Origin of the sequence: Paracoccus versutus, from assembly GCF_000763885.1 — a bacterium.
Classification (GTDB): domain Bacteria; phylum Pseudomonadota; class Alphaproteobacteria; order Rhodobacterales; family Rhodobacteraceae; genus Paracoccus; species Paracoccus versutus.
The window spans coordinates 84,896-107,220 of sequence record NZ_JRKO01000011.1; the positions used below are offsets into that span (position 1 = coordinate 84,896).

Consider the following 22,325-nt stretch of genomic DNA (forward strand, 5'->3'; position numbering starts at 1 on the left):
GCTTGGTTCAGGGCTGCGAGGTGGCCGGGCCCATGGGCTGGCCGTTGACGGTAAAGGGGCCGCCGCCCTCGGGCATCTGGATGTCCCAGACATTCTCGCCGCTCGCGCCGGGCTTGGCCATGGCGCGGGCCATGCGCAGCATCATCAGCGGCTGGGCGGCCTCTTCGGGCGGGGCCGCGGCCAGCGCCGCCTCGACCTTGTCGAGCCCCGTGGCCGAGATCAGCGCCGCGCCGGTGGGCGCCGCGCCCGGACCGGCCGCGATGTCCGCGCGATAGTCGATCTGGTAGCCGTCGCCCTTGATCTGCGACGGCGCAAGCTTCAGATCGGCCGTGCCGCCGGGCAGCAGCGCCGCCTGCAGCTGTTCGGGCACCAGCCGCGCAAAGGGTTCCTCGGCGGCCAGGTCGAAGCCCTCGATCAGCATCTTCGCCGGCGCCGCCAGGTCGAAGCCCGAGGCGGTGAAGTCCAGCGTCACCTCTTGCGGCAGGATCGGCTCGACCCAGGGCGGCAGCACGCCCTCGGGCACGGTCACGCCCGACAGCGCCACCCGTTCGTGCAGCCGGCCGTCGGCGGTGGCGCCGGACAGGCCGACCGTCACCTTGGTCGAGGCAAGGCCGAATTCGCCCAGCGGAGAGCCGATCTTCAGATCATGCAGGACCGCGTCCATCGACAGGTCGTCCCACAGCGGCATGGCGGCGGCCAGCTTGTCGCGCAGCCCGTCCTGCGAGCCCTTGATCAGCTCCTCGGACGGATGGGCGACGAACCAGGCGAGCAGGGACAGCATGCCTTCGGTGCGCGCGCCGGTGATCTGGCCGCTGCCCTCGTAGCCGGGCGCGGTGATCTGGAAGGTCATCGGCTGGCCGCCCGGACCCATCAGGATCTCCTGCGACTGCTCCAGCCCCTCGGCGGTGAAGCTCATGGCCTGGTCGACGCCGCCGGCCTTGCCGGGCACGCCGGTCAGCGACACCTCCATCCGCGCCGTGCGCTGGTGATCGCGCGAGACGACCTCGGGCTCGGCCGGGGGCTGTTCGGGCGCGGCTTCGGCGCCGGGCGGCGGCGGGGGCGCATATTGCACCGACTCGATGACGTAATCCGTCATCACCGCCGTCTGTTCGCGGAAACTCATCAGCCCCTCGTCCCAGATGCCGGTGGATTCGACCCTGGTCGTGCCCTTCTGCTCGAACAGGCGCGGCACCACCACCGACCAGCTCAGCACCTGGTCCTCGCTGACGCCCCAGCTGCCGTCGCCATTGTCGGTCAGCCGATAGGTCAGGGCCGAGACGCTGACCTGGGCCTGCTCGGCCGGAACCTGCGCCAGTAGCGGCGCCGGGTCGATCCGCAGCTCATAGCTTTCGCCCTGGGGGGTGACGGCGACCACGCCCTCGGTGCCGCCGAAATAGGTCTGGAAAACACCGCGCAGCCGCGCGGCCCCCTCTTCGGTGGCGGGCACGGCCCAGGCCGCCGAGACGGGGCAGATCGCCAGCAGCGCCACAAGGCCTTGTCTCGCAAACATGTCCGAACATCCTTTCGAATTCACTGATCCTGCACAAGCGGCAGATGACAGGAAACAGGCTAGAACTCCACCCCCGGTTGCGCCTTGATGCCATCGCGGAAGGGGTGCTTGACCTGTTCCATCTCGGACACAAGATCGGCAAGCTCGATCAGTTCCGGCTTGGCGTTGCGTCCGGTCAGGACCACATGCGTCATCGGCGGCTTTTCGCTGCGCAGGAAATCCAGCACCTCGTCCAGGTCCAGGTAGTCATAGCGCAGCGCGATGTTGATCTCGTCCAGCAGGACCATGCGGATCTGCGGATCGCGGATCAGCTCCTTGGCCTTTTCCCAGCCGGCGCGGGCGGCGGCGATGTCGCGCGCGCGGTCCTGGGTTTCCCAGGTGAAGCCCTCGCCCATGGCGTGGAACTGGCACAGGTCGCCGAAATGCGTGGTCAGCAACCGCCGCTCGCCGGTGTCCCAGGCGCCCTTGATGAACTGCACCACCGCGCAGGGCATGCCATGGGCGATGCAGCGCAGGATCATGCCGAAGCCCGAGGACGACTTGCCCTTGCCCTTGCCGGTATGGACGATGACCAGGCCCTTCTCGCCCTGCTTCTCGGCCATCATCCGGTCGCGGGCGGCCTTGATCCGGGCCATCTTCTCGGCGTGGCGGGTATTGTCGTCGGTCTGCATCGGGCACTCCTTCGCTTGACAAGTCGGGACCGGGCGCGCACAGACGAGAGGCGCTGGTTCCTGTCCTACGACAGGCGAAGAGGGAATGCGACAGGCAACCGCCTGGAAGCAGCCGCCCCCGCGACCGTGACCGGAAAGGTCGTCCCGAGGCCACTGGCGAGACGCCGGGAAGGCGGGGCGGCCGTGGGCCCAGGCCCGAATCCGCAAGCCGGGAGACCTGCCAGCGCGCGAAGGATTGACCGGCGGACGGGGTGTTCCCGCTGGGGCTTGGGCGCTGGTCCCCTGCCTCGTGCCGCCTTGAGGGATGAAGGGCGCATGACCGTCACGCTGCATGTCTGCATCACCTGCCGCGCCGGCCAGCCCGTCCCCGAGGGCGAGCCCGTGCCCGGTGCGCGGCTGCATGACGCGCTGGCGGCCGAAGGCGCCCCCGACGGCGTGCGCATCGTCCCCGTCGAATGCCTGTCCGCCTGCGCCAACGGCGCCGCCATCGCGCTGTCGGCGCCGGGCCGCTGGACCTATGTCTACGGCCGCATGTCGGCCGAGGACGCGACCGAGATCCTGCTGGGCGCCGCCGCCTATGCCCAGGCCCCCGACGGCATCGTGCCCTGGCGCGAGCGCGTCACGATTTTCCGCAAGCGCAGCCTCGCGCGCATTCCCCCGATTGGATAGAAGATGAGCGACCTGACCAAGACCCCCGTCACCGTCATCACCGGCTTTCTGGGCGCCGGCAAGACCACGCTGATCCGCCACCTGATGTCGCAGCCGCAGGGCAAGCGGCTGGCGGTGCTGGTCAACGAATTCGGCACCATGGGCGTCGACGGCGAGATCCTGAAGTCCTGCGCCGACGAGAATTGCCCGGCCGAGAACATCATGGAGCTGTCGAACGGCTGCATCTGCTGCACCGTCGCCGACGACTTCATCCCGACGCTGGAACGGCTGATGGCGATGCCCGTCAAGCCCGACCACATCCTGATCGAGACCTCGGGCCTGGCCCTGCCCAAGCCCTTGCTGAAAGCCTTCGACTGGCCGGCGATCCGCTCGCGCATCACCGTGGACGGGGTGATCGCGCTCGCCGATGCCGAGGCGGTGGCGGCCGGCCGCTTCGCCCCCGACGAGGCCGCGGTCGAGGCGCAGCGCGCCGCCGACGACAGCCTGGACCACGAGACGCCCCTCTCCGAGGTGTTCGAGGACCAGATCGCCTGCGCCGACATCGTGCTGCTGTCCAAGGCCGACCTGGCCGGCGAGCAGGGGCTGGCCGCCGCCCGCGCCGTGATCGAGGCCGAGGCGCCGCGCAAGCTGCCGATCCTGCCGCTGACCGACGGGGTGATCGACCCGCGCGTGATCCTGGGCCTGGGTGCCGCGGCCGAGGACGATCTCGCCGCCCGCCCCAGCCACCACGACGGCGCCGACGACCACGAACACGACGATTTCGACTCGGTGGTGATCGAGCTGGCCGAGATCGCCGACCCCGGCGAGCTTGCCGCCCGCATCGAGCGGCTGGCCCGCGAACAGAACATCCTGCGGGTCAAGGGCCATGTCGCCGTCGCCGGCAAGCCCATGCGCCTTCTGGTGCAGGCGGTGGGCGAGCGGGTGCGGCACCAATACGACCGGCCCTGGGGCGACGCCCCCCGCGCCTCGCGCCTGGTGGTGATCGCCGAACATGACGACATCGACGAGGCCGCGATCCGGGCGGTCCTGGCTGCCTGACGATGCATGTCGTCTTCCGCGAAAGCCGTGGGCTGGAAGAGACCGAGGTTCCGACCGACCCCGGCCAAGGCCCCGCCGACCTGGTCGTGCTGTCCTATTCCGACAGCGACCTCGGCGCTTTCGCGGCGGGCTGGCATCGCGCTGCCGGGGGGCTGCCTTCGCTGCGGCTGTGCAACCTCTCGGCGCTGCGGCACCCGGTCTCGGTCGATCAGTATTGCGAGGCGACGCTTTCCGGCGCCCGCGCCGTGCTGGTCCGGCTGATCGGCGGCGAGCCCTATTGGCATTACGGCGTCGCCAGCCTTCAGGATCTGGCCCGCCGCCGCGGGATCGCCCTGGCCTTCCTGCCGGCGGACGGGCGTCCCGACCCGACGCTGGAGCGGTTTTCCACCCTGCCGCTGCCGCTGCTGCACCGGCTGGCGGCGCTTTGCGACCAGGGCGGCGCGGTCGCGGCACAGATGGCGCTGGCGGAACTGGCCGGGGCCGCCGGCCTGCCCGCCGCCCCGGTCCAGGGGCAGGCCGCGATCCCTGACTTCGGCTTCTACGATCCCGACCGCGGCGTCATCGACCGCCCCCGGCCCGACCCCGCACCCGGCGTGCTGGTCAGCTTCTATCGCAGCTACCTGACCGCGGCCGACCTGGCGCCGGTGGATGCGATGATCCGCGCCCTGCGCACGGCCGGCTTTGCCGCGACCGGGGTCTTTGCGCCCTCGCTCAAGGCGCCGGGCTTTGCCGACTGGCTGGCGCCGCACCTGCCCGGCCTTGTCGCGGTGGTGAACCTGACCGCCTTTTCCGCCCGCGACGATGCCGGCGCCACGCCCTTCGACGGCACGGATTGCCCGGTCTTTCAGGTGGCGCTGTCCACCGCGCCCCGCGCCCTCTGGGCGGCCGAGGATCGCGGGCTTTCCGCCGCCGACCTGGCGATGCATGTCGTGCTGCCCGAGGTCGACGGCCGCATCTTCCTGGGCGCGATCAGCTTCAAGGAACCGCAAGAGCGCGACCCCGACCTGCAATTCGCCCGCGTGATCCATGCCCCCGACCCGGACCGCATCGACGCGGCCATGGCGCGGATCACCGCCTGGCACCGGCTGCGGCAGGCGACACGCCGCGCGGTGGTGCTGTCCACCTATCCCGGCAAGGCGCATCAGCTGGCCCATGCGGTCGGACTGGACGCGCTGGCCTCCTGCGGCGCGATCCTCGGCCTTCCCCATGACCACCTGGGCCGGCGGCTGACCGCCGAGCGCATCCACTGGCCGCTCTCGGACTACCGGCAAGCGCTGGCCCGCCTGCCGCAACGCCTGCGCGACGACCTCGCCGCCGCATGGGGCGAGCCTCCCGACGGCTTCCGCTTCGCCGCCCTCCGCCACGGCGCCGACCTGATCGCCCTGCAACCCGAACGCGGCGAGGCAAAGACCCGCGTCGACGACTACCACGACCTGACCCGCACCCCGCGCCATGAATATGTCGCCTTCTACCTGTGGCTGCGCGCGCAGGCGGACGTGCTGATCCACATGGGCGCGCATGGCACGCTGGAATGGCTGCCCGGCAAGTCGGTTGCCCTGTCGGGCGAATGCTGGCCCGAGGCGCTGCTGGCCGACATGCCGGTGATCTATCCCTTCATCGTCAACGATCCGGGCGAGGCCGCGCAGGCCAAGCGCCGGCTTTCCGCCGTGACGCTGGGCCACCTGCCGCCGCCGCTGGCGGATTCCGCGGTGCCCGAGAACCTCGCGCATCTGGAGCGGCTGCTCGACGAATATTCCACCGCCGACGGGCTGGACCCGCGCCGCCGCGACCGGCTGATCGCGGCGATCCGCGACGAGGCCCGCGCCGCCGGGGTGGAAACCGACCTGGGCCTGCCCCCCGAGGCCGCGGCGGCCGAGGCGATCCCGCTGATCGACCGCTTCCTCTGCGATCTCAAGGACAGCCGCTTCGGCGACGGCTTGCATGTCTATGGCACCGCTCCGGGCGAAGCCGAAGGGCTGGCGCGCGCGCTGGCCGGCCAGCGGGTCGCACCCGGCCCCTCGGGCTCACCGGCGCGGGGGCGGCAGGACGTGCTGCCGACCGGGCGCAACCTTTTCACCGTCGATCCCCGCGCCGTGCCCTCGCGCAATGCCCATGCCCAGGGGGTGAAACTGGCCGAGGAACTGCTGCGCCGCCACCTGCAGGACCATGGCGACTGGCCCCGCGGCCTGGTCGTCGACCTCTGGGGCAGCGCCACCATGCGCACGGCGGGCGAGGAATTCGCCATGGCGCTGCATCTCGCCGGCCTCAGCCCGCGCTGGGACGGCGCCTCGGGCCGGGTCGCGGGCATCGAGATCCTGCCCCTGGCCGAGCTTGGCCGGCCGCGGATCGACGTGACGCTGCGGGTCTCGGGCCTGTTTCGCGACATCTTCCCCGGCCTCGCGCAGCTTTTCGAGACCGGGGCCGAGGCGCTGGCGGCCCGCGACGAAACCCCAACCGACAACCCCTATCGCAACCGCGCCCCCCGCGTCTTCGGCCCCAGGCCCGGCCTTTACGGCCTCGGCATCGCCGACCTGGCCGAGAGCTTCACCGACCAGGCGCGGCAGGCGGCGGGCGAGGCATGGCTGGCCGCCTCCTCCCATGCCATCGCCGCCGATGGCCGGATCACCCACCAGCCGCAGGCGATCCGCGACCGGCTGGCCCAGGCCGATGCCTTCGTCCATGCGCAGGACCTGCCGGAATCCGACCTGCTGCTGGCCGGCGACTATGCCGCGCATGAGGCGGGCTTCGCCGCCGCCATGGCACGGATCGGCGCCGCGCGGCCGGCGCTCTACCACCTCGACGCCACCCGCCCGGACCAGCCGCGGGCCCGGACCCTGGCCGAGGAAATCGCCCGCGTCACCCGCGCCCGCGCCGCCAATCCGGCCTGGGCCGACGGCATGATGCGGCACGGCTTTCGCGGCGCGGCCGAGATCGCGGCGACGCTGGACCACATGGCCGCCTTCGCCAACCTGGCCGGCGTGGTGCCCGGCCATCTCTTCGACCTCTATCACGACGCCACGCTGGGCCGGCCCGAGGTCCTGGCCTTCATGGAACGCGAAAACCCCGCCGCGCTCGCCGCCATGCGCGCGCTTTTCGCGCGGCTGCTCGAATCGGGCCTCTGGGTCAGCCGCCGCAACTCGGTCCTGGCGGAGCTGGCGCCATGAGCTTCGCCGTCAAGGGCTGGTGCCCCGGTGCGCTGCGGCCGATGCAATCGGGCGACGGGCTGGTGCTGCGCATCCGGGCGCGGAACGGCCGGCTGGAACCGGACCAGGCACGGCTGATCGCGGCACTCTCGGCCCGGCACGGCAACGGGCTGATGGACCTGACCAGCCGCGCCAACCTGCAACTGCGCGGGCTGGACCCTTCTGGCCATGCCGCGGCCGTCGCCGCCCTGGCCGGCATCGGCCTGATCGACGACGACCCGGAATCCGAGGCACGGCGCAACGTGATCCTGTCGCCCTTCGCCCCGATGGGCGGCCCGGCCTGGCAACTGGCCGAGGCCATCGCCCAGGCGATGACCGCGCCCGATGCGCCGCAGGTGCCCGGCAAGTTCGGCTTTGCCGTCGATGCCGACCCGCCGGTGCTGGCCGACACGCCCGCGGACATCAGGCTGCGCCCGCAGGGCCCAGGCTGGCTGATCCTGCCGGACGGCGCCGATTGGGCGCTCAAGGCCGATAACACCGCCCAGGCCGCCACCCGCGCCATCGCCCTGGCGCATTGGTTCATGCAAGGCGGCGTGCAGGACGGCCGCGGGCGGATGCGCGACTACCTGCGCCGCAGCCCCGCCCTGCCCCATGGCGCGACCCCGCTGCCGTCTTCTCTGTTGCCCAAATACCCATGCGACCGCGCCACCGGAACCGCCGGCGCCCATCCGCCCGGCCCCGGCCCGGCACCGAACGGCTGGCTGCTGGGCTTCGCCTTCGGCCAGATCACGCCGGCGCAGCTGGCCGCCGCCGCCGCGATCGGCCCCCTGCGCCTGACCCCCTGGCGCGCGCTGCTGATCGAGGGCGCCGCCCGCCCGCGGATCGAGGGCGCGATCCTCGACCCCCACGACCCGCTCCTGCGCATCCATGCCTGCACCGGCGCGCCCGGCTGCCCGCAGGCTTTGGCCGATGTCCGCGCCCTGGCCCGCAGCCTCGCCCCGCGCCTTGCCCCCGGCCAAAGCCTGCATGTCAGCGGCTGCGCCAAGGGCTGCGCGCATCGGGGCGCGGCCTCGGTCACGCTGGTCGCCACCGCGCCCGACCGCTTCGACCTGATCCGGGACGGCGGCACCCGCGATCCCGCCGCGCAGGGCGGGCTTGCGCCGCATCGCATCCCGCTCTGACCTTGCCCAATGCCCGCTTGCATGAGATAGCCGCGAAAATCCCAGGGAACCCCGATGCTGCACCAATACGAAACCGACGGCGCCCGGATCTACGCGCAGTCCTTCGCCACCATCCGGGCCGAGGCCGACCTCGCCCGCTTCACCGCCGAAGAGGAACCCGTCGTCGTGCGCATGATCCATGCCGCCGGGCTGGTGGGGCTGGAGCGCGACGTGGCATTCTCGCCCGGCATGGCCACGGCGGCGCGCCAGGCGCTGGAAGGCGGCGCGCCGATCCTCTGCGATGCGCGCATGGTCAGCGAGGGCATCACCCGCGCCCGCCTGCCCGCCGAAAACCGGGTCATCTGCACGCTGCAAGACCCGCGCGTGCCGGACCTCGCCGCCCGGATGGGCAACACCCGCAGCGCCGCGGCGCTGGAGCTGTGGCGCGACGACCTGGATGGCGCCGTGGTCGCCATCGGCAATGCGCCGACGGCGCTGTTCCACCTGCTCAACATGCTCCGCGATCCGGCCTGCCCGCGCCCGGCCGCGATCATCGGCTGCCCGGTGGGCTTCGTCGGCGCGGCGGAATCCAAGGCCGCGCTGATGGACGACCTGCCGGCGCCGGCGCTGATCGTGCGCGGGCGGCTGGGCGGCTCGGCCATCACCGTCGCCGCCGTCAACGCGCTCGCCAGCCGAAAGGAATAGCCATGGGCCCCCGAACCGGAAAGATCATCTGCGCCGGCCTCGGCCCCGGCGATCCCGACCTGATCTCGGTCCGCGCCGACCGCGCCATCCGCGGCGCGCGGCAGATCGCCTATTTCCGCAAGAAGGGCCGCGCCGGCCAGGCCCGCCGCATCGTCGCACAGATGCTGGCCCCGGACGTGGTCGAACATGCGATGGAATATCCGGTCACGACCGAGATCCCCTTCGACAGCCCGGAATACAACCGGCTGCTTTCGGGTTTCTACGACGACTGGACCGTGCGGCTGGCCGCCCTGGCCGCCGACAGCGACGTGGTGGTGCTGTGCGAGGGCGACCCGCTGTTCTACGGCTCGTTCATGCATCTGCACGCCCGGCTGCAAGGCATCGCCCCGGTCGAGATCATCCCCGGCATCCCCGGCATGACCGGCTGCTGGAACGCCATCGGCCAACCGATGACCTGGGGCGACGATGCGATGACGGTGCTGATGGGCACCCTGCCCGAGGCGGAACTGGCCCGCCACATGCGCGCCGCCGATGCGGTGGTGGTGATGAAGACCGGCCGCAACCTGCCCAAGATCGCCCGCGCGCTGGCAACCGCCGGCCGCATGGCCGATGCCTGGCTGGTCGAGCGCGGCACCATGCCCAACCAGCGCGTGACGCCGCTGGCGCAGGCCGACCTGGACGCCTGCCCCTATTTCGCCACCGTGCTGGTGCATGGCAACGGCCGCCGCCCTCTGGCGGATGCTGCGGAATGAGCGGCTGGGTCGCGGTGGCGGGCCTGGGGCCGGGCACGGACGATCTCGTCACGCCCGAGGTCCGGGCGGCGCTGGCCCAGGCCACCGACATCGTGGGCTATATCCCCTATGTCGCCCGCGTCGCCCCACGCGCGGGTCTGGCGCTGCACCCTTCGGACAACCGGGTCGAACTGGATCGCGCCCGCTTCGCGCTGGACCTGGCGGCGGAGGGCAAGCGGGTCGTGGTGGTTTCCTCGGGCGATCCGGGGGTTTTTGCCATGGCCTCGGCGCTGTTCGAGGCGCTGGAGGGGCGCGAGGACGCCCCCGAGATCCGCATCCTGCCCGGCATCACTGCCATGCTGGCGGCAAGTGCCCGGATCGGCGCGCCGCTGGGCCATGACTTCTGCGCCATCAACCTGTCGGACAACCTCAAGCCCTGGGCGCTGATCGAAAAGCGCCTGCGCCTGGCGGCCGAGGCGGATTTCGCCATGGCCTTCTACAACCCACGCTCCAAGGCCCGGCCCGAGGGGTTCGCCCGCGTGCTGGAGATCCTGCGCGAGGCTTGCGGGCCGGACCGGCTGATCTGCTTCGCCCGCGCCGTCTCGACCCCGGACGAGGCGGTCCGCACCGTCACCCTGGCCGAGGCCCGCCCCGAGATGGCCGACATGCGCACCGTCGTCATCCTGGGCAACAGCGCCACCCGCCGGGTCGGCCCCTGGGTCTATACGCCGCGATCCGTGCCATGAAGCCAGGCCATCACCTCGGCCGGCGTGGCGACGACGCGGCGCAACGGCAGCACGGGACGGTCGATCATCACCACCGGCAGGCCCAGCGCGCGGGCGGCAGCCAGCTTGGCCTGGGCGGCTTGGCCCCCGGCATTCTTGGCGACGACATGGGCGATGGCGTGGCGCCGCATCAGCGCGATGTCGCCCGCGACGGTGAACGGCCCGCGCGAGACGATCAGCGTGGCGTCGCGCAAGGGATGCGCCGCCACCTCGGCGAAACGCAGCATCCAGACATGGTTCAGCCCGACGAAGGGCTGCAGGTTCTGCCGCCCGATGGCCAGGAACACCGCCGAGCCGTCGCCCGGCAGCGCGCGGGCGGCGGCTTCGTAATCGGCGACGCGGGTCCAGCGGTCGCCCGGCTCGGCCACCCAGGGCGGCCGCTCCAGCGCGATCAGCGCCGTGCCGGTCGCGCAGCAGGCGGCGACGGCATTGCGGCTCATGCCCTCGGCAAAGGGATGGGTGGCGTCGATGACATGGCTGATGCGCTCGGCCCGCAGATAATCGGCCAGCCCCTCGGGCCCGCCGAAGCCGCCGATGCGCGTGGGCAGGGGCTGCGCCACCGGGTTGGCGGTGCGGCCGGCATAGGAATAGACCGCATCCAGGCCGGCCTCGGCCAGCGCGCGGGCCATGGCCCCCGCCTCGGTGGTGCCGCCCAGCAAAAGGATGCGCGTCATGCCTGAACCCTGGCTTTCCATCATCGGTATCCAGGAAGATGGCCTTGCCGGCCTGCCGCCTGCAAGCCGCGATGCGCTGGATCGGGCGGAAATCGTCTTCGGCGCGCCGCGGCACCTGGACCTGGCGGGGATCGCGGGGCCGCGGGGCCGGGAATGGCCGGTGCCCTTCGACCTGGCCCCGCTGCTGGCCCTGCGCGGGCAAGGCGTGGCGGCGCTGGTCTCGGGCGATCCGTTCTGGCACGGCGCCGGCGGCAGCATCGCCGCCGTTCTGGACCCCGGCGAATGGCGGGCCTTTCCCGCGCCCGGCACGTTTTCGCTGGCCGCGGCACGGCTGGGCTGGCGGCTGGAAAAGGTCGCCTGCCTTGGCCTGCACGCCGCACCCCTGGCCCGGCTGCGCCCGGTGATGACGCGCGGCGCGCGGGCGATCTGCCTGCTGCGCGACGGCTCTGCCCCGGCCGCCCTGGCGGAGTGGCTGGTGGCACAGGGGCTGGGCGCGACGCGCATGGTGGTGATGGAGGCGCTTGGCGGCCCGCGCGAACGCATCCGGCAGGCGCGCGCCCAGGGCTTCGCGCTGGACTGCGCCGCCCCGGTGGCGGTGGCGCTGGACGGGACGGACCTGCCGCCGGGCGCCGGCCTGCCGCGCGGCTTCGGCCTGCCCGACGACAGTTTCGCCCATGACGGCCAGATCACCCGCCGCAGCGTCCGGGCGATGACGCTGGCGGCGCTTGGCCCGCGGGGGGGCGAGATGCTGTGGGACATCGGCGGCGGCTCGGGCTCGGTCAGCGTCGAGTGGTGCCTGAACGGCGGCCGCGCCGTGACCGTCGAGCCCCGCGCCGACCGCATCGCCAATATCGCCGCGAATATCGAGGGCTTCGGGCTGGCCGGCCGGATGCGTGCCCTGCACGGCAGCGCGCCCGAGGCGCTGGCCGGCCTGCCGCCGCCCGACGCGATCTTCGTCGGCGGCGGCGCTTCGGCCACGCTGATCGACGCCCTGCCCCCGGCCCGGCTGGTGGTGAACGCGGTGACGCTGGAGACCGAGGCGCTGCTGATCGCCCTTCACGCCACGCGCGGCGGCAGCCTGACCCGGATCGCGCTGGAAGAGGCCGCGCCGCTGGGCCGGATGCGCGGCTGGACCCCGGCGCGCAGCGTCACGCAATGGAGCTGGCCATGAGGGTCGCGGGCATCGGCTTTCGGCAGGCGGCAAGCCTTGCCTCGCTGCAAGACGCCTTGGCCCGCGCCGGCGCGGCGGATGCGCTGGCGACCAGCCCGGCCAAGGCGCAGGCGCCGGTGATGCGGGCGCTGGCCGCCCGGACCGGCCTGCCGCTGCTGGCGGTCGAGGTCGCCGGCATCGCCACCCCCACGCAATCGCCGCGCATCCTGGCGCGGCTTGGCACCGGCTCGCTGGCCGAGGCGGCGGCGCTGGCCGCGCTTGGCCCCGGCGCGCGCATCGTCGCGCCGCGCGTGACATCGCAAGACGGCATGGCCACCGCCGCCGTCGCAGAAGGAGACCCCGCATGACCGTCCATTTCATCGGCGCCGGCCCCGGTGCGGCCGACCTCATCACCCTGCGCGGCCGCGACCTGATCGCCGCCTGCCCGGTCTGCCTCTATGCCGGCTCGCTGGTGCCCGAGGCGCTGCTGAGCCATTGCCCGCCCGGCGCGCGGATCGTGAACACCGCGCCCATGGACCTGGACCAGATCATCGCCGAGATCGCCGCCGCGCATCGGGCGGGCCATGACGTGGCGCGGCTGCATTCGGGCGACCTGTCGGTCTGGTCGGCCATGGGCGAGCAATTGCGCCGGCTGCGCGACCTTGGCATCCCCTATGACGTGACGCCCGGCGTGCCCTCGTTCGCCGCCGCCGCTGCGGCGCTGGGGACGGAACTGACCCTGCCCGGCCTCGCGCAATCGGTGGTGCTGACCCGAACCTCGGGCCGCGCCTCCTCGATGCCCGCGGGCGAGACCCTGGCCAATTTCGCCGCCACCGGCGCCACGCTGGCCATCCACCTGTCGGTGCATGTGCTCGACCGCGTGCAGGCCGAGCTGGTGCCGCATTACGGCGAGGGTTGCCCGGTCGCGGTGGTGTTCCGCGCCAGCTGGCCCGACCAGCGCGTCATCCGCGCCACGCTGGGCACGCTGGACCCCGCCATCGGCGCGGGCGAGCGCACGGCGCTGATCCTGGTCGGCCCGGCGCTGGCGGCCGAGGGCTTCGACGAAAGCCGGCTCTATGCCGGCGATTACGACCGCCGCTTCCGCCCCGTGGGCACCGCGCCGAGGTTCCCCGAATGAAGGGCCTTGTCGTCAGCGCCCCCGCCTCGGGGTCCGGCAAGACCACGGTCACGCTGGGGCTGATCGCGGCCTTGCGGACGCGCGGGCTGGTGGTGCAGCCCTTCAAGAGCGGGCCGGACTATATCGACCCCGCCTTTCACCGCGCAGCGGCGGGGCGCGAATCCTATAACCTCGACAGCTGGGCCATGGGCCGGGCGCAGATCGCGCATCTGATCGGCACGGCCGGGGGGGCGGATATCGCGCTGGCCGAGGGCTCGATGGGGCTGTTCGACGGCGTGGCGCATGCGGGCGGCTGCGGCAATGGCGCCAGCGCCGACATCGCCGCGCTGACCGGCTGGCCGGTGGTGCTGGTCATGGATTGCAAGGGGCAGGCGCAATCCGCCGGCGCCGTGGCGCTGGGGTTCCGCGAGATGCGCCGCGACGTGGCCCTGGCAGGGGTGGTGCTGAACCGCGTCGCCTCGCCCCGCCACGAAGCCTTGATGCGGCACGCGCTGGAGGCGCTGGCCATCCCGGTGCTGGGCGTGCTGCCGCGCGAGGCCGGGATCGAGCTGCCCGAGCGACACCTGGGCCTGGTGCAGGCACAGGAACATGCCGCGCTGGAGGCGCTGCTGGCGGCCGCGGGCGAGGCGGCGGCGCGGCACCTGGACCTGGACGCCATCATCGCCGCCGCCGCGGGCGGGATCGCGGCCGAGCCCTTTCGCCCGCTGTCGCCGCCGGCCGAACGCATCGCGCTGGCACAGGATGATGCGTTTTCCTTTGTCTATCCGCATCTCATTGCCGGCTGGCGGGCGGCGGGGGCGACGATCCTGCCGTTTTCGCCGCTGGCCGACCAGGCGCCGGACGACAGCGCCGGGGCCTGCTGGCTGCCCGGCGGCTATCCCGAATTGCACGCGGGCCGGCTGGCCGCGGCCGGCCGCTTTCGCCAGGGGCTGCGCCGCTTTGCCGAGACGCGCCCGGTGCATGGCGAATGCGGCGGCTACATGGCCATGGGCGCCGGGCTGGTCGATGCCCAGGGCACCCGGCACGAAATGGCCGGGCTGCTGGGGCTTGAGACCAGCTACGAGCGGCGCCGGATGCACCTGGGCTATCGCCGGGCCGAGCCCTTGGCCGGGCTCTATCGCCAGCCGCTGGCCGGGCACGAGTTCCACTATGCCACCATCCTGGCCCAGCCCGACGCACCGCTGGCCCGCGTCACTGACGCCAATGGCGATGCGGTGCCCGAGACCGGCTCGCGCCGCGGCCATGCCACCGGCACCTTCTTCCACCTGATCGGAGAGGCGCCATGATCGAGCTTGCGCTGATCGGCATCGGCACCGGCAGCACCGGCCACCTGACGCGCGAGGGCGTGGCCGCCATGGCCGATGCCGACCTGATCCTGATCCCCTCGAAGGGCGAGGACAAGGCCGACCTGGCCGCGCTGCGCCAGGCGCTTTGCCGGCAGGTGCTGGTCAGCCCGCCGCCGCTGGCCGTCTTCGACATGCCCGCGCGCGACGTCTCGGACGGCTACCGCCAGGGCGTCGAGGCCTGGCACGACGCCATCGCCGCGCGCTGGGAACAGGTGATCCGCGCCCATGGCGCCATCCGCCCGGCGCTGCTGGTCTGGGGCGACCCCTCGCTTTACGACAGCACGCTGCGCATCGCGGAACGGGTGGCGCGGCGCCTGCCGTTGAACCTACGGGTGATCCCCGGCATCACCGCGATCCAGGCGCTTTGCGCCGCCCATGCCATTCCGCTGAACGCGGTGGCGGCGCCGGTGCTGATCACCACCGGCCGCCAGATCCGCGACCATGGCTGGCCCGAGACGGTGGACCGGCTGGTCGTCATGCTGGACGGGGAATGCTCGTTCCAAAGCCTGGATGCCCAGGGGCTGCATATCTGGTGGGGCGCATTCCTGGGCATGCGCGAGCAGATCCTGATCTCCGGGCCGCTGCCCGAGGTGGCGGGCCACATCCTGGAAACCCGCGCCCGCGCGCGGGCCGAGCATGGCTGGATCATGGACGTCTATCTGCTGGACCGATGCCGGTCACGCTGACCCTGCCGCCGAGCTCTGATGCCGATGCGCTGGCCGAGGCATTGCGCACGCTTGGCCCCGACATCGCGCTGCGCCGCGCCGCGCTGCGGGCCCGCGATGCCCGGCCGGTGCTGATGGCGCTGCAGGCGCCGGGGCGCGGCGCCTATCTGTTCCACGACCTGCGCCCCGCGGATGCGGGCGACATCGCGGCGACGATCCGCGCCTATCTGGCGGCGCCGGATGGCTGGATCATGGACGCCCGGCCCTGCGGGCGGCTGCGGCATTGCCTGAAGCTGCGCATCCCGGCGGGCTGAAAAAGCCGCCGCCCATGCCCGCGCGGAGGGAGGAGACGCGGCATGGACGGCGGTCGCTCATGAAGCACCCCGTGCGGCGCGGGGTAACGGGATAATGCCCCGTCCATTTCAGCCTGCACCCGGCGCGCGGCAGGGCGCAAGCGCCGCAGCCCCGCGCAACCGCAATGAGAGCGGTTTTGCCCAAATCCTGACCATCGGCACCGTCGGGCGGTGAAAAAACCACGGTTCCGCGAACGGAAAACCCCGCCGGACCAGAGAGTTTTCACGAAAATGGCATCGCCGGATGCGTTGGCAGGCGGGACGGGCTGTGCAACTCTGAGGCGGCGCGAACCCGATTGCAGCCCTATGCCACATGAAAGGAACGACGACATGCGCCTGATTTTCACTGCCGCCGCCCTTGCTGCGGTTCCGCTGGCCAGCCTGGCCCAGGACGACCCGATCAAGCAGGCCATCGAGGCCCGCCACGGCTTTTACCAGATGCTGGCCATCAACATGGGCACGCTTTCGGGCATGGCCAAGGGCGACCTGGCCTATGACGAGACCGCGGCCAGCCGCGCCGCCGCCAATATCGAGGCGCTGGTGCAATACGACCTGCCGAGCCTGTTCATCGAAGGCAGCAGCTCGTCCGAGGCCCAGGACAGCGCGGCCAAGCCCGACATCTGGTCCAACCCCGAGGATTTCCGCACCAAGTTCGCCGGGCTGGGCGAAGCGGCGACCGGCGCCTCGGATGCCGTCCGGGGCGGCGCGGGGGATGTCGGCGCGGTGGTGCAGAAGCTGGGCGGCGCCTGCAAGGCCTGCCACGACAATTATCGCGAAAAGAGCTGATGAAAGGGCCTGTGCGCGAGGTCCGGCTGTGGGATCCGCTGCTGCGCGCATTCCACTGGCTGCTGGCCTTTTTCGTCATCGCGGCCTGGGGCCTGGGCCAGTTCGGCCCGGCCAGGATGACGCTGCATTTCTGGTGCGGCTATGTCGTGGCGGGCCTGCTGGTCTTTCGCCTGGTCTGGGGCTTCGTCGGTCCGGCCCCGGCGCGGTTCTCGCATTTCGTCCGCGGGCCGGAGGCCGTCGCCGGCTATATGCGCGGCCTGATGCTGCGCGAGCCCAGCTATTGGCCGGGGCACAACCCGATGGGCGCGCTGTCGGTGATCGCCATGCTGGCGGTGCTGGCGGCGCAGGTCAGCAGCGGGCTGATCTCGGATCCCGACGACTATATCAACGTGGGGCCCCTGGCCTCTTACGTCAGCGGGGCCACGCGGTCCAAGGCGGTGGGCTGGCACAACCTGGGCGCCAACCTGATCCTGGTCCTGGTGCTGCTGCATGTCGCGGTGATCCTGTTCTATCGCTACTGGAAGCGCGAGGATCTGGTGCGGCCGATGATTACCGGCCGCAAACAGGTTCGTGAAGACTGAGGCAGCGGAATTGATCGAATCGCCCCCGCATGTCAGGCTGAAAGCGTGTCGAGGCCTGCGCTCAGGCCTGTCCGGCATGCCTGAACCGCACGAAGGAGCCGATGATGATCAGCAAGACCGTCGCCCTCGCGCTGGCTTTCTCGATGGCCGCCATTCCCGCGCTTGCGGATTGCCCCGGCCACAAGAAGGTCTCCAGCGACCAAACGGCGGCGACCACGCCGACCGAAAGCCCGGCCCCCGCGCCGAGCGTGAACAGCTAGCGTAAAGGGCGGGACCAGACCCGCCCTTTTTCAATTGAACCTGTTGTCGCGCGGAAAGCCGCGCGGCGCCATATAGCCTGCGCCCGCCCGCTTGCCGAGCCATTCGGACAGGTCCGGTTCGCTGCGCGTCCGGCCGCCGGTTTCCTGCCAGCGCAGCCCTTCGGCCAGGGTGATGCAGACCGCGTCCGACAGTCCGCCGTCCTTGTATTTCTGCAAGCGCACGCCCTTGCCGCGGGCCATCTCCGGCAGTTCGGACAGCGGAAACACCAGCAGCTTGCGGTTCTGGCCCACCACCGCGACATGGTCGCCGGTCACGCGGCGGCAGAGCAACGCCTCGCCGTTCAGCACCTGCTTGCCGGCGCGGGTCTGCGCCAGCATGTCGCTGGCCGCCACGATAAACCCGTCCCCGGCCTTCGAGGCGACCAGGTAGCGCTCGCCCTCGCGCCAGGGAAAGAGGTCGATCACCGCGGCATCATTGGGCAGGTCGATCATCAGCCGCAGGGGCTCGCCCATGCCGCGCCCGCCGGGCAGGTTGTTCGCCGGCAGGGTATAGAAGCGGCCGTTGGCGGCAAAGACCATCAGCTTGTCGGTGGTCTCGGCATGGATCGCCATGAAGGGGCCGTCGCCATCCTTGAACTTGACCTCGGCGTCCAGCGGCTGGTGGCCCTTCATGGCGCGGATCCAGCCCATCTTCGACAGGATCACGGTGATCGGCTCGCGCTCGATCATGGCATCCAGGTCGATCTCGGCCACCTCGCCCGCTTCGCCGATCTCGGTGCGGCGCTGGCCGCCGGGGGCGGATTTGCCGAATTTCGCCCGCGTTTCGCGCAGCTCCTCGGCAATCTTCGCCCATTGCGCGCCCTCGTCGGCCAGCATGGCGGCCAGGCCCTCGCGCTCGCGGGTCAGGTTCTCGTGTTCGGCGCGCAGCTCGATTTCCTCAAGCCGGCGCAGCGCGCGCAGGCGCATGTTCAGGATCGCCTCGACCTGCACCTCGGACAGCTTGAACTCGGCGATCATCACCGCCTTGGGGTCGTCCTCGTGCCGGATGATCTCGATCACCCGGTCGAGGTTCAGGAAGGCGATCATGTAGCCCTCCAGCACCTCGAGCCGCGCGGCGATCTTGTCCAGCCGGTGGTTCGAGCGCCGCACCAGCACCTCGCGCCGGTGGTCGAGGAAGGCGCGCAGCACCTCTTTCAGCGAGCAGACCTTGGGCACGCGCCCGTCGATCAGCACGTTCATGTTCAGCCCGAAGCGCACTTCCAGGTCGCTGACGCGGAACAGCGCCGCCATCAGCTGCTCGGGGTCCACGGCGCGGGTGCGCGGCTCCAGCACGATGCGGATGTCCTCGGCCGATTCGTCGCGCACATCGGCCAGGATCGGCACCTTCTTCAGCTGGATCACCTCGGCCAGCCGCTCGATCAGCTTGGATTTCTGCACCTGGTAGGGGATCTCGGTGACGACGACCTGCCACTGGCCGCGGCCCAGATCCTCGACCGACCAGCGCGCCCGCAGCCGCAGGCTGCCGCGGCCGGTCCGGTAGGCCTCGGCGATGGTCTCGCGCGATTCGACCAGCACGCCGCCGGTCGGGAAATCCGGTCCCGGCACGATCGAGACCAGGGTGTCGTCGCGCGCATCCGGCGCCTTGATCAGATGCAGGCAGGCATCAATCACCTCGTGCAGGTTGTGCGGCGGCACGTTGGTCGCCATGCCGACCGCGATGCCCGAGGCGCCGTTGCACAAAAGGTTCGGGAAGGCGGCGGGCAGCACGATGGGTTCTTCCAGCGTGCCGTCGTAGTTCGGGCGGAAATCGACCGCGTTCTCGGCCAGCCCCTCCATCAGCGCCTCGGCGGCCGCGGTCAGCCGGGCCTCGGTATAGCGGCTGGCGGCGGGGTTGTCGCCGTCGATATTGCCGAAGTTGCCCTGCCCGTCCACCAGCGGATAGCGCATGGCAAAGGGCTGGGCCAGACGCGCCATGGCGTCGTAGATCGCGGCATCGCCATGCGGGTGATAGTTGCCCATCACGTCGCCGCTGATCTTGGCCGACTTGCGGAAGGCGCCGGTCGGGCTCAGCCGCAATTCGCGCATGGCGTAAAGGATGCGGCGATGCACCGGCTTCAGCCCGTCGCGCGCATCCGGCAGCGCCCGGTTCATGATGGTGGACAGCGCATAGGTCAGGTAACGCTCGCCGATGGCGCGCGACAGCGGCTCGGAGCTGGTCTGATCCGCGCTGGGATCGGGCGGGGTCGGATCGGGAACATTCGGATCGTCGGACATGGCCGATTGAATAGGGCCGCGCGCCGCCCCGGTCCAGCCGGAAATGCGCGGCTTGCGCAAGGCCCGGCCATGGCGCAGAACCCCATCCGGCAAGGAGGCGCGCATGAAGACCGTTCTGATCACCGGCTGTTCCTCGGGCATCGGGCTGGACGCGGCGCGGCACATGCGCGGGCGCGGCTGGCGCGTCATCGCCACCTGCCGCAAGCCCGAGGACCTCGAGGCCCGCCGCGCCGAGGGTTTCGATACCCTGCCCCTGGAACTGGGCTGCGAGGACAGCGTCGCCCGCTGCGCCGAATCGGCGCTGGCGCTGGGGCGCATCGACGCGCTGGTCAACAACGCCGCCTTCGCGATCCCCGGCGCCGCCGAGGATCTGCCGCGCGGCGCGTTGCGGGCGATCTTCGAGGCCAATCTCTTTGGCACCCATGACCTGACCCGCCGGCTGATCCCGCATTTCCGCGCGCATGGCGGGCGGGTGGTGAACATCAGCTCGGTCCTGGGCCTCGTCGGCATCCCCTGGCGCGGCGCCTATGTGGCGACGAAATTCGCGCTCGAGGGGCTGACCGACGTGCTGCGCGTCGAGATGGCCGATACCGGGGTGCGCTTCATCCTGATCGAGCCCGGCCCCATCGGCACGAAGATCCGCCAGAACTCGATCCCGCATTTCGAGCGCTGGATCGACTGGCGGTCCAGCCCGCGGGCCGAGCAATACCGGCGCACGCTCTTGAAGCGCCTCTACGAGCCGGCGGCCAGGAAGGACCGCTTCGAGCTGCCGCCCGCGGCCGTCAGCGCCCGGATCGCCCAGGCGCTGGAAAGCCCGCGCCCCCGGCCGCGCTATTACGTCACCACGCCGACCCATGTCTCGGGCATCGGGCGGCGGCTTCTTTCCACGCGCGCTCTGGACTGGTTCGCGCGCCGCAGCTAGGCTTCGCGCCGAAAGGGCCCGCCCATGCATGACAAACCGCTTTTCTACCTGCTCGCGATCTGCTGCCTTGCCGTGGTGGTGATCCTGGCCACCGGCATCGGCGGCTTCGCCAAGGGCGGCGAATTCAACCGCAAGCACGGCAACCGCATGATGCGCTGGCGCATCATCGCCCAGGCCATCGCCATCGCGGTCTTCCTGCTTTATCTCTGGGTCAGGAGCAGCTGATGGTCGTGCTGAACAAGATCTACACCCGTACCGGCGACAAGGGCGAGACGGCGCTGTCGAACGGCGAGCGCGTGCCCAAGCATTCCCTGCGGGTCGAGGCCTATGGCACGGTGGACGAGCTCAATGCCACGCTGGGCCTGGTGCGACTGCATGCCGCGGGCGAGATCGCGGCGCGCATCGCGGTGATCCAGAACGACCTTTTCGACCTCGGCGCGGACCTCTCGCGCCCGCGCATGGACGAGGATGCCGAGGCGCCCTATCCGGTGCTGCGCATCATCGACGCCCAGGTCGCGCGGCTCGAGGCCGAGATCGACGCGATGAACGCCGGGCTTTCGGCCCTGCGCAGCTTTATCCTGCCGGGCGGCTCGGCGCTGTCGGCGCATCTGCACCTGTCGCGCACCGTGGCGCGGCGGGCCGAGCGCGCCGCCGTGGCGCTGGCGGCGGCCGAGGATGCGAATCCGGCCGCCGTGAAATATCTCAACCGCCTGTCGGACTGGCTGTTCGTGGCGGGGCGCGTCGCCAATGAAAACGGCGCGCAGGATATCCTGTGGGTGCCAGGAGCCAGCCGTTAGCGACAACATGACGGAATGGAAATGTTACGACGCGTTAGGGTCGTTTTTTCCCTGTCATTGCCGCCGATGGCCCGCTAACAAACCCTCCGAAAAGGTGACGCAACCAAAGGGGAGAGGCTGATGAAGATCCTCGTGCCAGTGAAGCGCGTGATCGACTACAACGTGAAGGCCCGTGTGAAGGCTGACGGGTCTGGCGTCGATCTTGCGAATGTGAAGATGTCGATGAACCCGTTCGACGAGATCGCGGTCGAGGAGGCGATCCGGCTGAAGGAAAAGGGCGTGGCCGAGGAGGTCATCGCCGTCAGCATCGGCGTCAAGCAGGCGGCGGAGACGCTGCGCACGGCGCTGGCGATGGGCGCCGACCGGGCCATTCTCGTCACCGCTACGGACGACGTGCAGCAAGACATCGAGCCCTTGGCGGTGGCGAAGATCCTCGCCGCGGTGGCCAAGGCCGAGGGCACCGAACTGATCATCGCCGGCAAGCAGGCGATCGACAACGACATGAACGCGACCGGCCAGATGCTGGCGGCGCTGCTGGGCTGGGCGCAGGCGACCTTCGCCTCGAAGCTCGAGATCGACGGGGGCAAGGCCAGGGTGACGCGCGAGGTCGACGGCGGGCTGCAGACCATCGCGGTGGCGCTGCCGGCGGTGGTCACCGCCGACCTGCGGCTGAACGAGCCGCGCTACGCGAGCCTGCCGAACATCATGAAGGCCAAGAAGAAGCCCTTGGAGGAAAAGACCGCCGCCGATTACGGCGTCGACGTCGCGCCGCGGCTGGAGGTGGTCTCGGTGCGCGAGCCCGAGGGCCGCAAGGCCGGCATCAAGGTCGGCTCGGTGGACGAGCTGGTCGGCAAGTTGAAGGAAGCGGGGGTGATCTGATGGCTGTTCTGCTGCTTGGGGAAGTGACGAACGGGGTGCTGAACCGCGACGCGACGGCGAAGGCGGTGGGCGCGGTCGGGTCCTTGGG

24 protein-coding genes and 1 riboswitch are annotated in these 22,325 nt (G+C 71.2%); of the genes, 20 read left to right on the plus strand and 4 right to left on the minus strand.

What is annotated here, in order from left to right; genetic code table 11:
- Nucleotides 1-7: 7 nt before the first annotated feature.
- Nucleotides 8-1,510, minus strand: coding sequence for a hypothetical protein (locus IT40_RS06600; protein ID WP_036752075.1), 1,503 nt, complete (start codon nucleotides 1,508-1,510; stop codon nucleotides 8-10).
- A 59-nt stretch (nucleotides 1,511-1,569) separates the two neighbouring features.
- Nucleotides 1,570-2,181, minus strand: a complete 612-nt coding sequence (gene cobO, locus IT40_RS06605) for a cob(I)yrinic acid a,c-diamide adenosyltransferase (protein WP_036752079.1) — start codon at nucleotides 2,179-2,181, stop codon at nucleotides 1,570-1,572.
- Between the two features lie 37 nt (nucleotides 2,182-2,218).
- Nucleotides 2,219-2,420: riboswitch (cobalamin riboswitch) on the plus strand.
- A gap of 76 nt (nucleotides 2,421-2,496) precedes the next feature.
- On the opposite strand from cobO, the gene IT40_RS06610 reads away from it, so the two are divergent.
- From IT40_RS06610 to cobJ, 7 genes are read left to right on the plus strand one after another with little or no spacing between them, the layout of a single operon-like run.
- A complete protein-coding gene (locus IT40_RS06610; RefSeq protein ID WP_036752083.1) occupies nucleotides 2,497-2,850 on the plus strand; it encodes a DUF1636 family protein in 354 nt (117 codons plus the stop codon).
- Between the two features lie 3 nt (nucleotides 2,851-2,853).
- A complete protein-coding gene (gene cobW, locus IT40_RS06615) occupies nucleotides 2,854-3,888 on the plus strand; it encodes a cobalamin biosynthesis protein CobW (RefSeq protein WP_036752088.1) in 1,035 nt (344 codons plus the stop codon).
- Between the two features lie 2 nt (nucleotides 3,889-3,890).
- On the plus strand, nucleotides 3,891-7,052 hold the full coding sequence (cobN, locus tag IT40_RS06620; protein ID WP_036752091.1) for a cobaltochelatase subunit CobN: 3,162 nt from the start codon (nucleotides 3,891-3,893) through the stop codon (nucleotides 7,050-7,052).
- Nucleotides 7,049-8,212 (plus strand): precorrin-3B synthase, encoded by a 1,164-nt coding sequence (locus tag IT40_RS06625; protein ID WP_036752094.1) that lies wholly within the window; start codon nucleotides 7,049-7,051, stop codon nucleotides 8,210-8,212. The genes cobN and IT40_RS06625 overlap by 4 nt, the downstream gene beginning before the upstream one ends.
- 54 nt (nucleotides 8,213-8,266) lie before the next feature.
- Nucleotides 8,267-8,896, plus strand: coding sequence for a precorrin-8X methylmutase (locus IT40_RS06630; protein ID WP_036752097.1), 630 nt, complete (start codon nucleotides 8,267-8,269; stop codon nucleotides 8,894-8,896).
- Between the two features lie 2 nt (nucleotides 8,897-8,898).
- Nucleotides 8,899-9,648, plus strand: coding sequence for a precorrin-2 C(20)-methyltransferase (locus IT40_RS06635; protein WP_036752100.1), 750 nt, complete (start codon nucleotides 8,899-8,901; stop codon nucleotides 9,646-9,648).
- Entirely contained in the window at nucleotides 9,645-10,373 is a 729-nt protein-coding gene (gene cobJ, locus IT40_RS06640; RefSeq protein WP_036752103.1) for a precorrin-3B C(17)-methyltransferase, read from the plus strand. The genes IT40_RS06635 and cobJ overlap by 4 nt, the downstream gene beginning before the upstream one ends.
- On the opposite strand, the gene IT40_RS06645 is transcribed toward cobJ, so the two are convergent.
- Entirely contained in the window at nucleotides 10,349-11,086 is a 738-nt protein-coding gene (locus IT40_RS06645; protein ID WP_036752106.1) for a cobalt-precorrin-6A reductase, read from the minus strand. The two genes, cobJ and IT40_RS06645, sit on opposite strands and share 25 nt — an antisense overlap.
- On the opposite strand from IT40_RS06645, the gene cbiE reads away from it, so the two are divergent.
- From cbiE to IT40_RS28400, 9 genes are all read left to right on the plus strand, one after another.
- Complete coding sequence (cbiE, locus tag IT40_RS06650; RefSeq protein ID WP_036752111.1) at nucleotides 11,085-12,257, plus strand: precorrin-6y C5,15-methyltransferase (decarboxylating) subunit CbiE; 1,173 nt, start codon at nucleotides 11,085-11,087, stop codon at nucleotides 12,255-12,257. The two genes, IT40_RS06645 and cbiE, sit on opposite strands and share 2 nt — an antisense overlap.
- The gene (locus tag IT40_RS06655) at nucleotides 12,254-12,604 is read left to right on the plus strand and encodes a cobalamin biosynthesis protein (RefSeq protein WP_036752152.1); all 351 of its coding nucleotides are present in this window, start codon (nucleotides 12,254-12,256) and stop codon (nucleotides 12,602-12,604) included. Before cbiE ends, IT40_RS06655 begins: the two co-directional genes overlap by 4 nt.
- Nucleotides 12,601-13,374: a precorrin-4 C(11)-methyltransferase gene (gene cobM / locus IT40_RS06660; RefSeq protein WP_036752114.1), complete on the plus strand. Its 774-nt coding sequence runs from the start codon at nucleotides 12,601-12,603 to the stop codon at nucleotides 13,372-13,374. Before IT40_RS06655 ends, cobM begins: the two co-directional genes overlap by 4 nt.
- A complete protein-coding gene (locus tag IT40_RS06665) occupies nucleotides 13,371-14,660 on the plus strand; it encodes a cobyrinic acid a,c-diamide synthase CobB (RefSeq protein WP_036752117.1) in 1,290 nt (429 codons plus the stop codon). The genes cobM and IT40_RS06665 overlap by 4 nt, the downstream gene beginning before the upstream one ends.
- Nucleotides 14,657-15,406 carry a precorrin-6A synthase (deacetylating) gene (cobF, locus tag IT40_RS06670; protein WP_036752119.1) on the plus strand — a complete coding sequence of 250 codons (750 nt, stop codon included), beginning with the start codon at nucleotides 14,657-14,659 and terminating at the stop codon, nucleotides 15,404-15,406. The genes IT40_RS06665 and cobF overlap by 4 nt, the downstream gene beginning before the upstream one ends.
- Nucleotides 15,391-15,699, plus strand: a complete 309-nt coding sequence (locus IT40_RS06675) for a DUF1636 family protein (protein WP_036752122.1) — start codon at nucleotides 15,391-15,393, stop codon at nucleotides 15,697-15,699. Before cobF ends, IT40_RS06675 begins: the two co-directional genes overlap by 16 nt.
- 369 nt (nucleotides 15,700-16,068) lie before the next feature.
- Nucleotides 16,069-16,524, plus strand: coding sequence for a c-type cytochrome (locus IT40_RS06680; RefSeq protein ID WP_036752125.1), 456 nt, complete (start codon nucleotides 16,069-16,071; stop codon nucleotides 16,522-16,524).
- On the plus strand, nucleotides 16,524-17,105 hold the full coding sequence (locus IT40_RS06685) for a cytochrome b/b6 domain-containing protein (RefSeq protein WP_036752128.1): 582 nt from the start codon (nucleotides 16,524-16,526) through the stop codon (nucleotides 17,103-17,105). The genes IT40_RS06680 and IT40_RS06685 overlap by 1 nt, the downstream gene beginning before the upstream one ends.
- Nucleotides 17,106-17,209: 104 nt before the next feature.
- Nucleotides 17,210-17,365 (plus strand): hypothetical protein, encoded by a 156-nt coding sequence (locus IT40_RS28400; protein WP_155984334.1) that lies wholly within the window; start codon nucleotides 17,210-17,212, stop codon nucleotides 17,363-17,365.
- A gap of 30 nt (nucleotides 17,366-17,395) precedes the next feature.
- Here IT40_RS28400 and parC read toward each other — a convergent pair whose 3' ends face one another.
- Nucleotides 17,396-19,639 carry a DNA topoisomerase IV subunit A gene (gene parC / locus IT40_RS06690; protein WP_036752156.1) on the minus strand — a complete coding sequence of 748 codons (2,244 nt, stop codon included), beginning with the start codon at nucleotides 19,637-19,639 and terminating at the stop codon, nucleotides 17,396-17,398.
- A gap of 103 nt (nucleotides 19,640-19,742) precedes the next feature.
- Between parC and IT40_RS06695 the strand changes: the two genes are divergently transcribed.
- The 4 genes from IT40_RS06695 to IT40_RS06710 all read left to right on the plus strand — a co-directional run bounded on the left by IT40_RS06695 (nucleotide 19,743) and on the right by IT40_RS06710 (nucleotide 22,237).
- On the plus strand, nucleotides 19,743-20,561 hold the full coding sequence (locus IT40_RS06695; protein WP_036752131.1) for an SDR family NAD(P)-dependent oxidoreductase: 819 nt from the start codon (nucleotides 19,743-19,745) through the stop codon (nucleotides 20,559-20,561).
- 24 nt (nucleotides 20,562-20,585) lie between these two features.
- On the plus strand, nucleotides 20,586-20,786 hold the full coding sequence (locus IT40_RS06700; RefSeq protein ID WP_036752134.1) for a twin transmembrane helix small protein: 201 nt from the start codon (nucleotides 20,586-20,588) through the stop codon (nucleotides 20,784-20,786).
- A complete protein-coding gene (locus tag IT40_RS06705; RefSeq protein ID WP_036752137.1) occupies nucleotides 20,786-21,358 on the plus strand; it encodes a cob(I)yrinic acid a,c-diamide adenosyltransferase in 573 nt (190 codons plus the stop codon). The genes IT40_RS06700 and IT40_RS06705 overlap by 1 nt, the downstream gene beginning before the upstream one ends.
- A 120-nt stretch (nucleotides 21,359-21,478) precedes the next feature.
- Nucleotides 21,479-22,237, plus strand: coding sequence for an electron transfer flavoprotein subunit beta/FixA family protein (locus tag IT40_RS06710; protein WP_036752139.1), 759 nt, complete (start codon nucleotides 21,479-21,481; stop codon nucleotides 22,235-22,237).
- The last annotated feature ends 88 nt before the right edge of the window (nucleotides 22,238-22,325 follow it).

Bases quoted from the DNA above. Each gene is read 5' to 3' on its own strand.
- cobO (WP_036752079.1), bottom strand. From the start codon at position 2,181: ATGCAGACCGACGACAATACCCGCCACGCCGAGAAGATGGCCCGGATC.
- cbiE (WP_036752111.1), top strand. From the start codon at position 11,085: ATGCCTGAACCCTGGCTTTCCATCATCGGTATCCAGGAAGATGGCCTT.
- IT40_RS06675 (WP_036752122.1), top strand. From the start codon at position 15,391: ATGCCGGTCACGCTGACCCTGCCGCCGAGCTCTGATGCCGATGCGCTG.
- IT40_RS06625 (WP_036752094.1), top strand. From the start codon at position 7,049: ATGAGCTTCGCCGTCAAGGGCTGGTGCCCCGGTGCGCTGCGGCCGATG.
- IT40_RS06635 (WP_036752100.1), top strand. From the start codon at position 8,899: ATGGGCCCCCGAACCGGAAAGATCATCTGCGCCGGCCTCGGCCCCGGC.
- IT40_RS06665 (WP_036752117.1), top strand. From the start codon at position 13,371: ATGAAGGGCCTTGTCGTCAGCGCCCCCGCCTCGGGGTCCGGCAAGACC.
- IT40_RS06610 (WP_036752083.1), top strand. From the start codon at position 2,497: ATGACCGTCACGCTGCATGTCTGCATCACCTGCCGCGCCGGCCAGCCC.
- IT40_RS06655 (WP_036752152.1), top strand. From the start codon at position 12,254: ATGAGGGTCGCGGGCATCGGCTTTCGGCAGGCGGCAAGCCTTGCCTCG.
- cobN (WP_036752091.1), top strand. From the start codon at position 3,891: ATGCATGTCGTCTTCCGCGAAAGCCGTGGGCTGGAAGAGACCGAGGTT.
- IT40_RS06630 (WP_036752097.1), top strand. From the start codon at position 8,267: ATGCTGCACCAATACGAAACCGACGGCGCCCGGATCTACGCGCAGTCC.
- cobJ (WP_036752103.1), top strand. From the start codon at position 9,645: ATGAGCGGCTGGGTCGCGGTGGCGGGCCTGGGGCCGGGCACGGACGAT.
- cobM (WP_036752114.1), top strand. From the start codon at position 12,601: ATGACCGTCCATTTCATCGGCGCCGGCCCCGGTGCGGCCGACCTCATC.
- IT40_RS06710 (WP_036752139.1), top strand. From the start codon at position 21,479: ATGAAGATCCTCGTGCCAGTGAAGCGCGTGATCGACTACAACGTGAAG.
- parC (WP_036752156.1), bottom strand. From the start codon at position 19,639: ATGTCCGACGATCCGAATGTTCCCGATCCGACCCCGCCCGATCCCAGC.
- IT40_RS06700 (WP_036752134.1), top strand. From the start codon at position 20,586: ATGCATGACAAACCGCTTTTCTACCTGCTCGCGATCTGCTGCCTTGCC.
- IT40_RS06645 (WP_036752106.1), bottom strand. From the start codon at position 11,086: ATGACGCGCATCCTTTTGCTGGGCGGCACCACCGAGGCGGGGGCCATG.
- IT40_RS06680 (WP_036752125.1), top strand. From the start codon at position 16,069: ATGCGCCTGATTTTCACTGCCGCCGCCCTTGCTGCGGTTCCGCTGGCC.
- IT40_RS06685 (WP_036752128.1), top strand. From the start codon at position 16,524: ATGAAAGGGCCTGTGCGCGAGGTCCGGCTGTGGGATCCGCTGCTGCGC.
- IT40_RS06600 (WP_036752075.1), bottom strand. From the start codon at position 1,510: ATGTTTGCGAGACAAGGCCTTGTGGCGCTGCTGGCGATCTGCCCCGTC.
- IT40_RS06695 (WP_036752131.1), top strand. From the start codon at position 19,743: ATGAAGACCGTTCTGATCACCGGCTGTTCCTCGGGCATCGGGCTGGAC.
- cobW (WP_036752088.1), top strand. From the start codon at position 2,854: ATGAGCGACCTGACCAAGACCCCCGTCACCGTCATCACCGGCTTTCTG.
- IT40_RS06705 (WP_036752137.1), top strand. From the start codon at position 20,786: ATGGTCGTGCTGAACAAGATCTACACCCGTACCGGCGACAAGGGCGAG.
- cobF (WP_036752119.1), top strand. From the start codon at position 14,657: ATGATCGAGCTTGCGCTGATCGGCATCGGCACCGGCAGCACCGGCCAC.
- IT40_RS28400 (WP_155984334.1), top strand. From the start codon at position 17,210: ATGATCAGCAAGACCGTCGCCCTCGCGCTGGCTTTCTCGATGGCCGCC.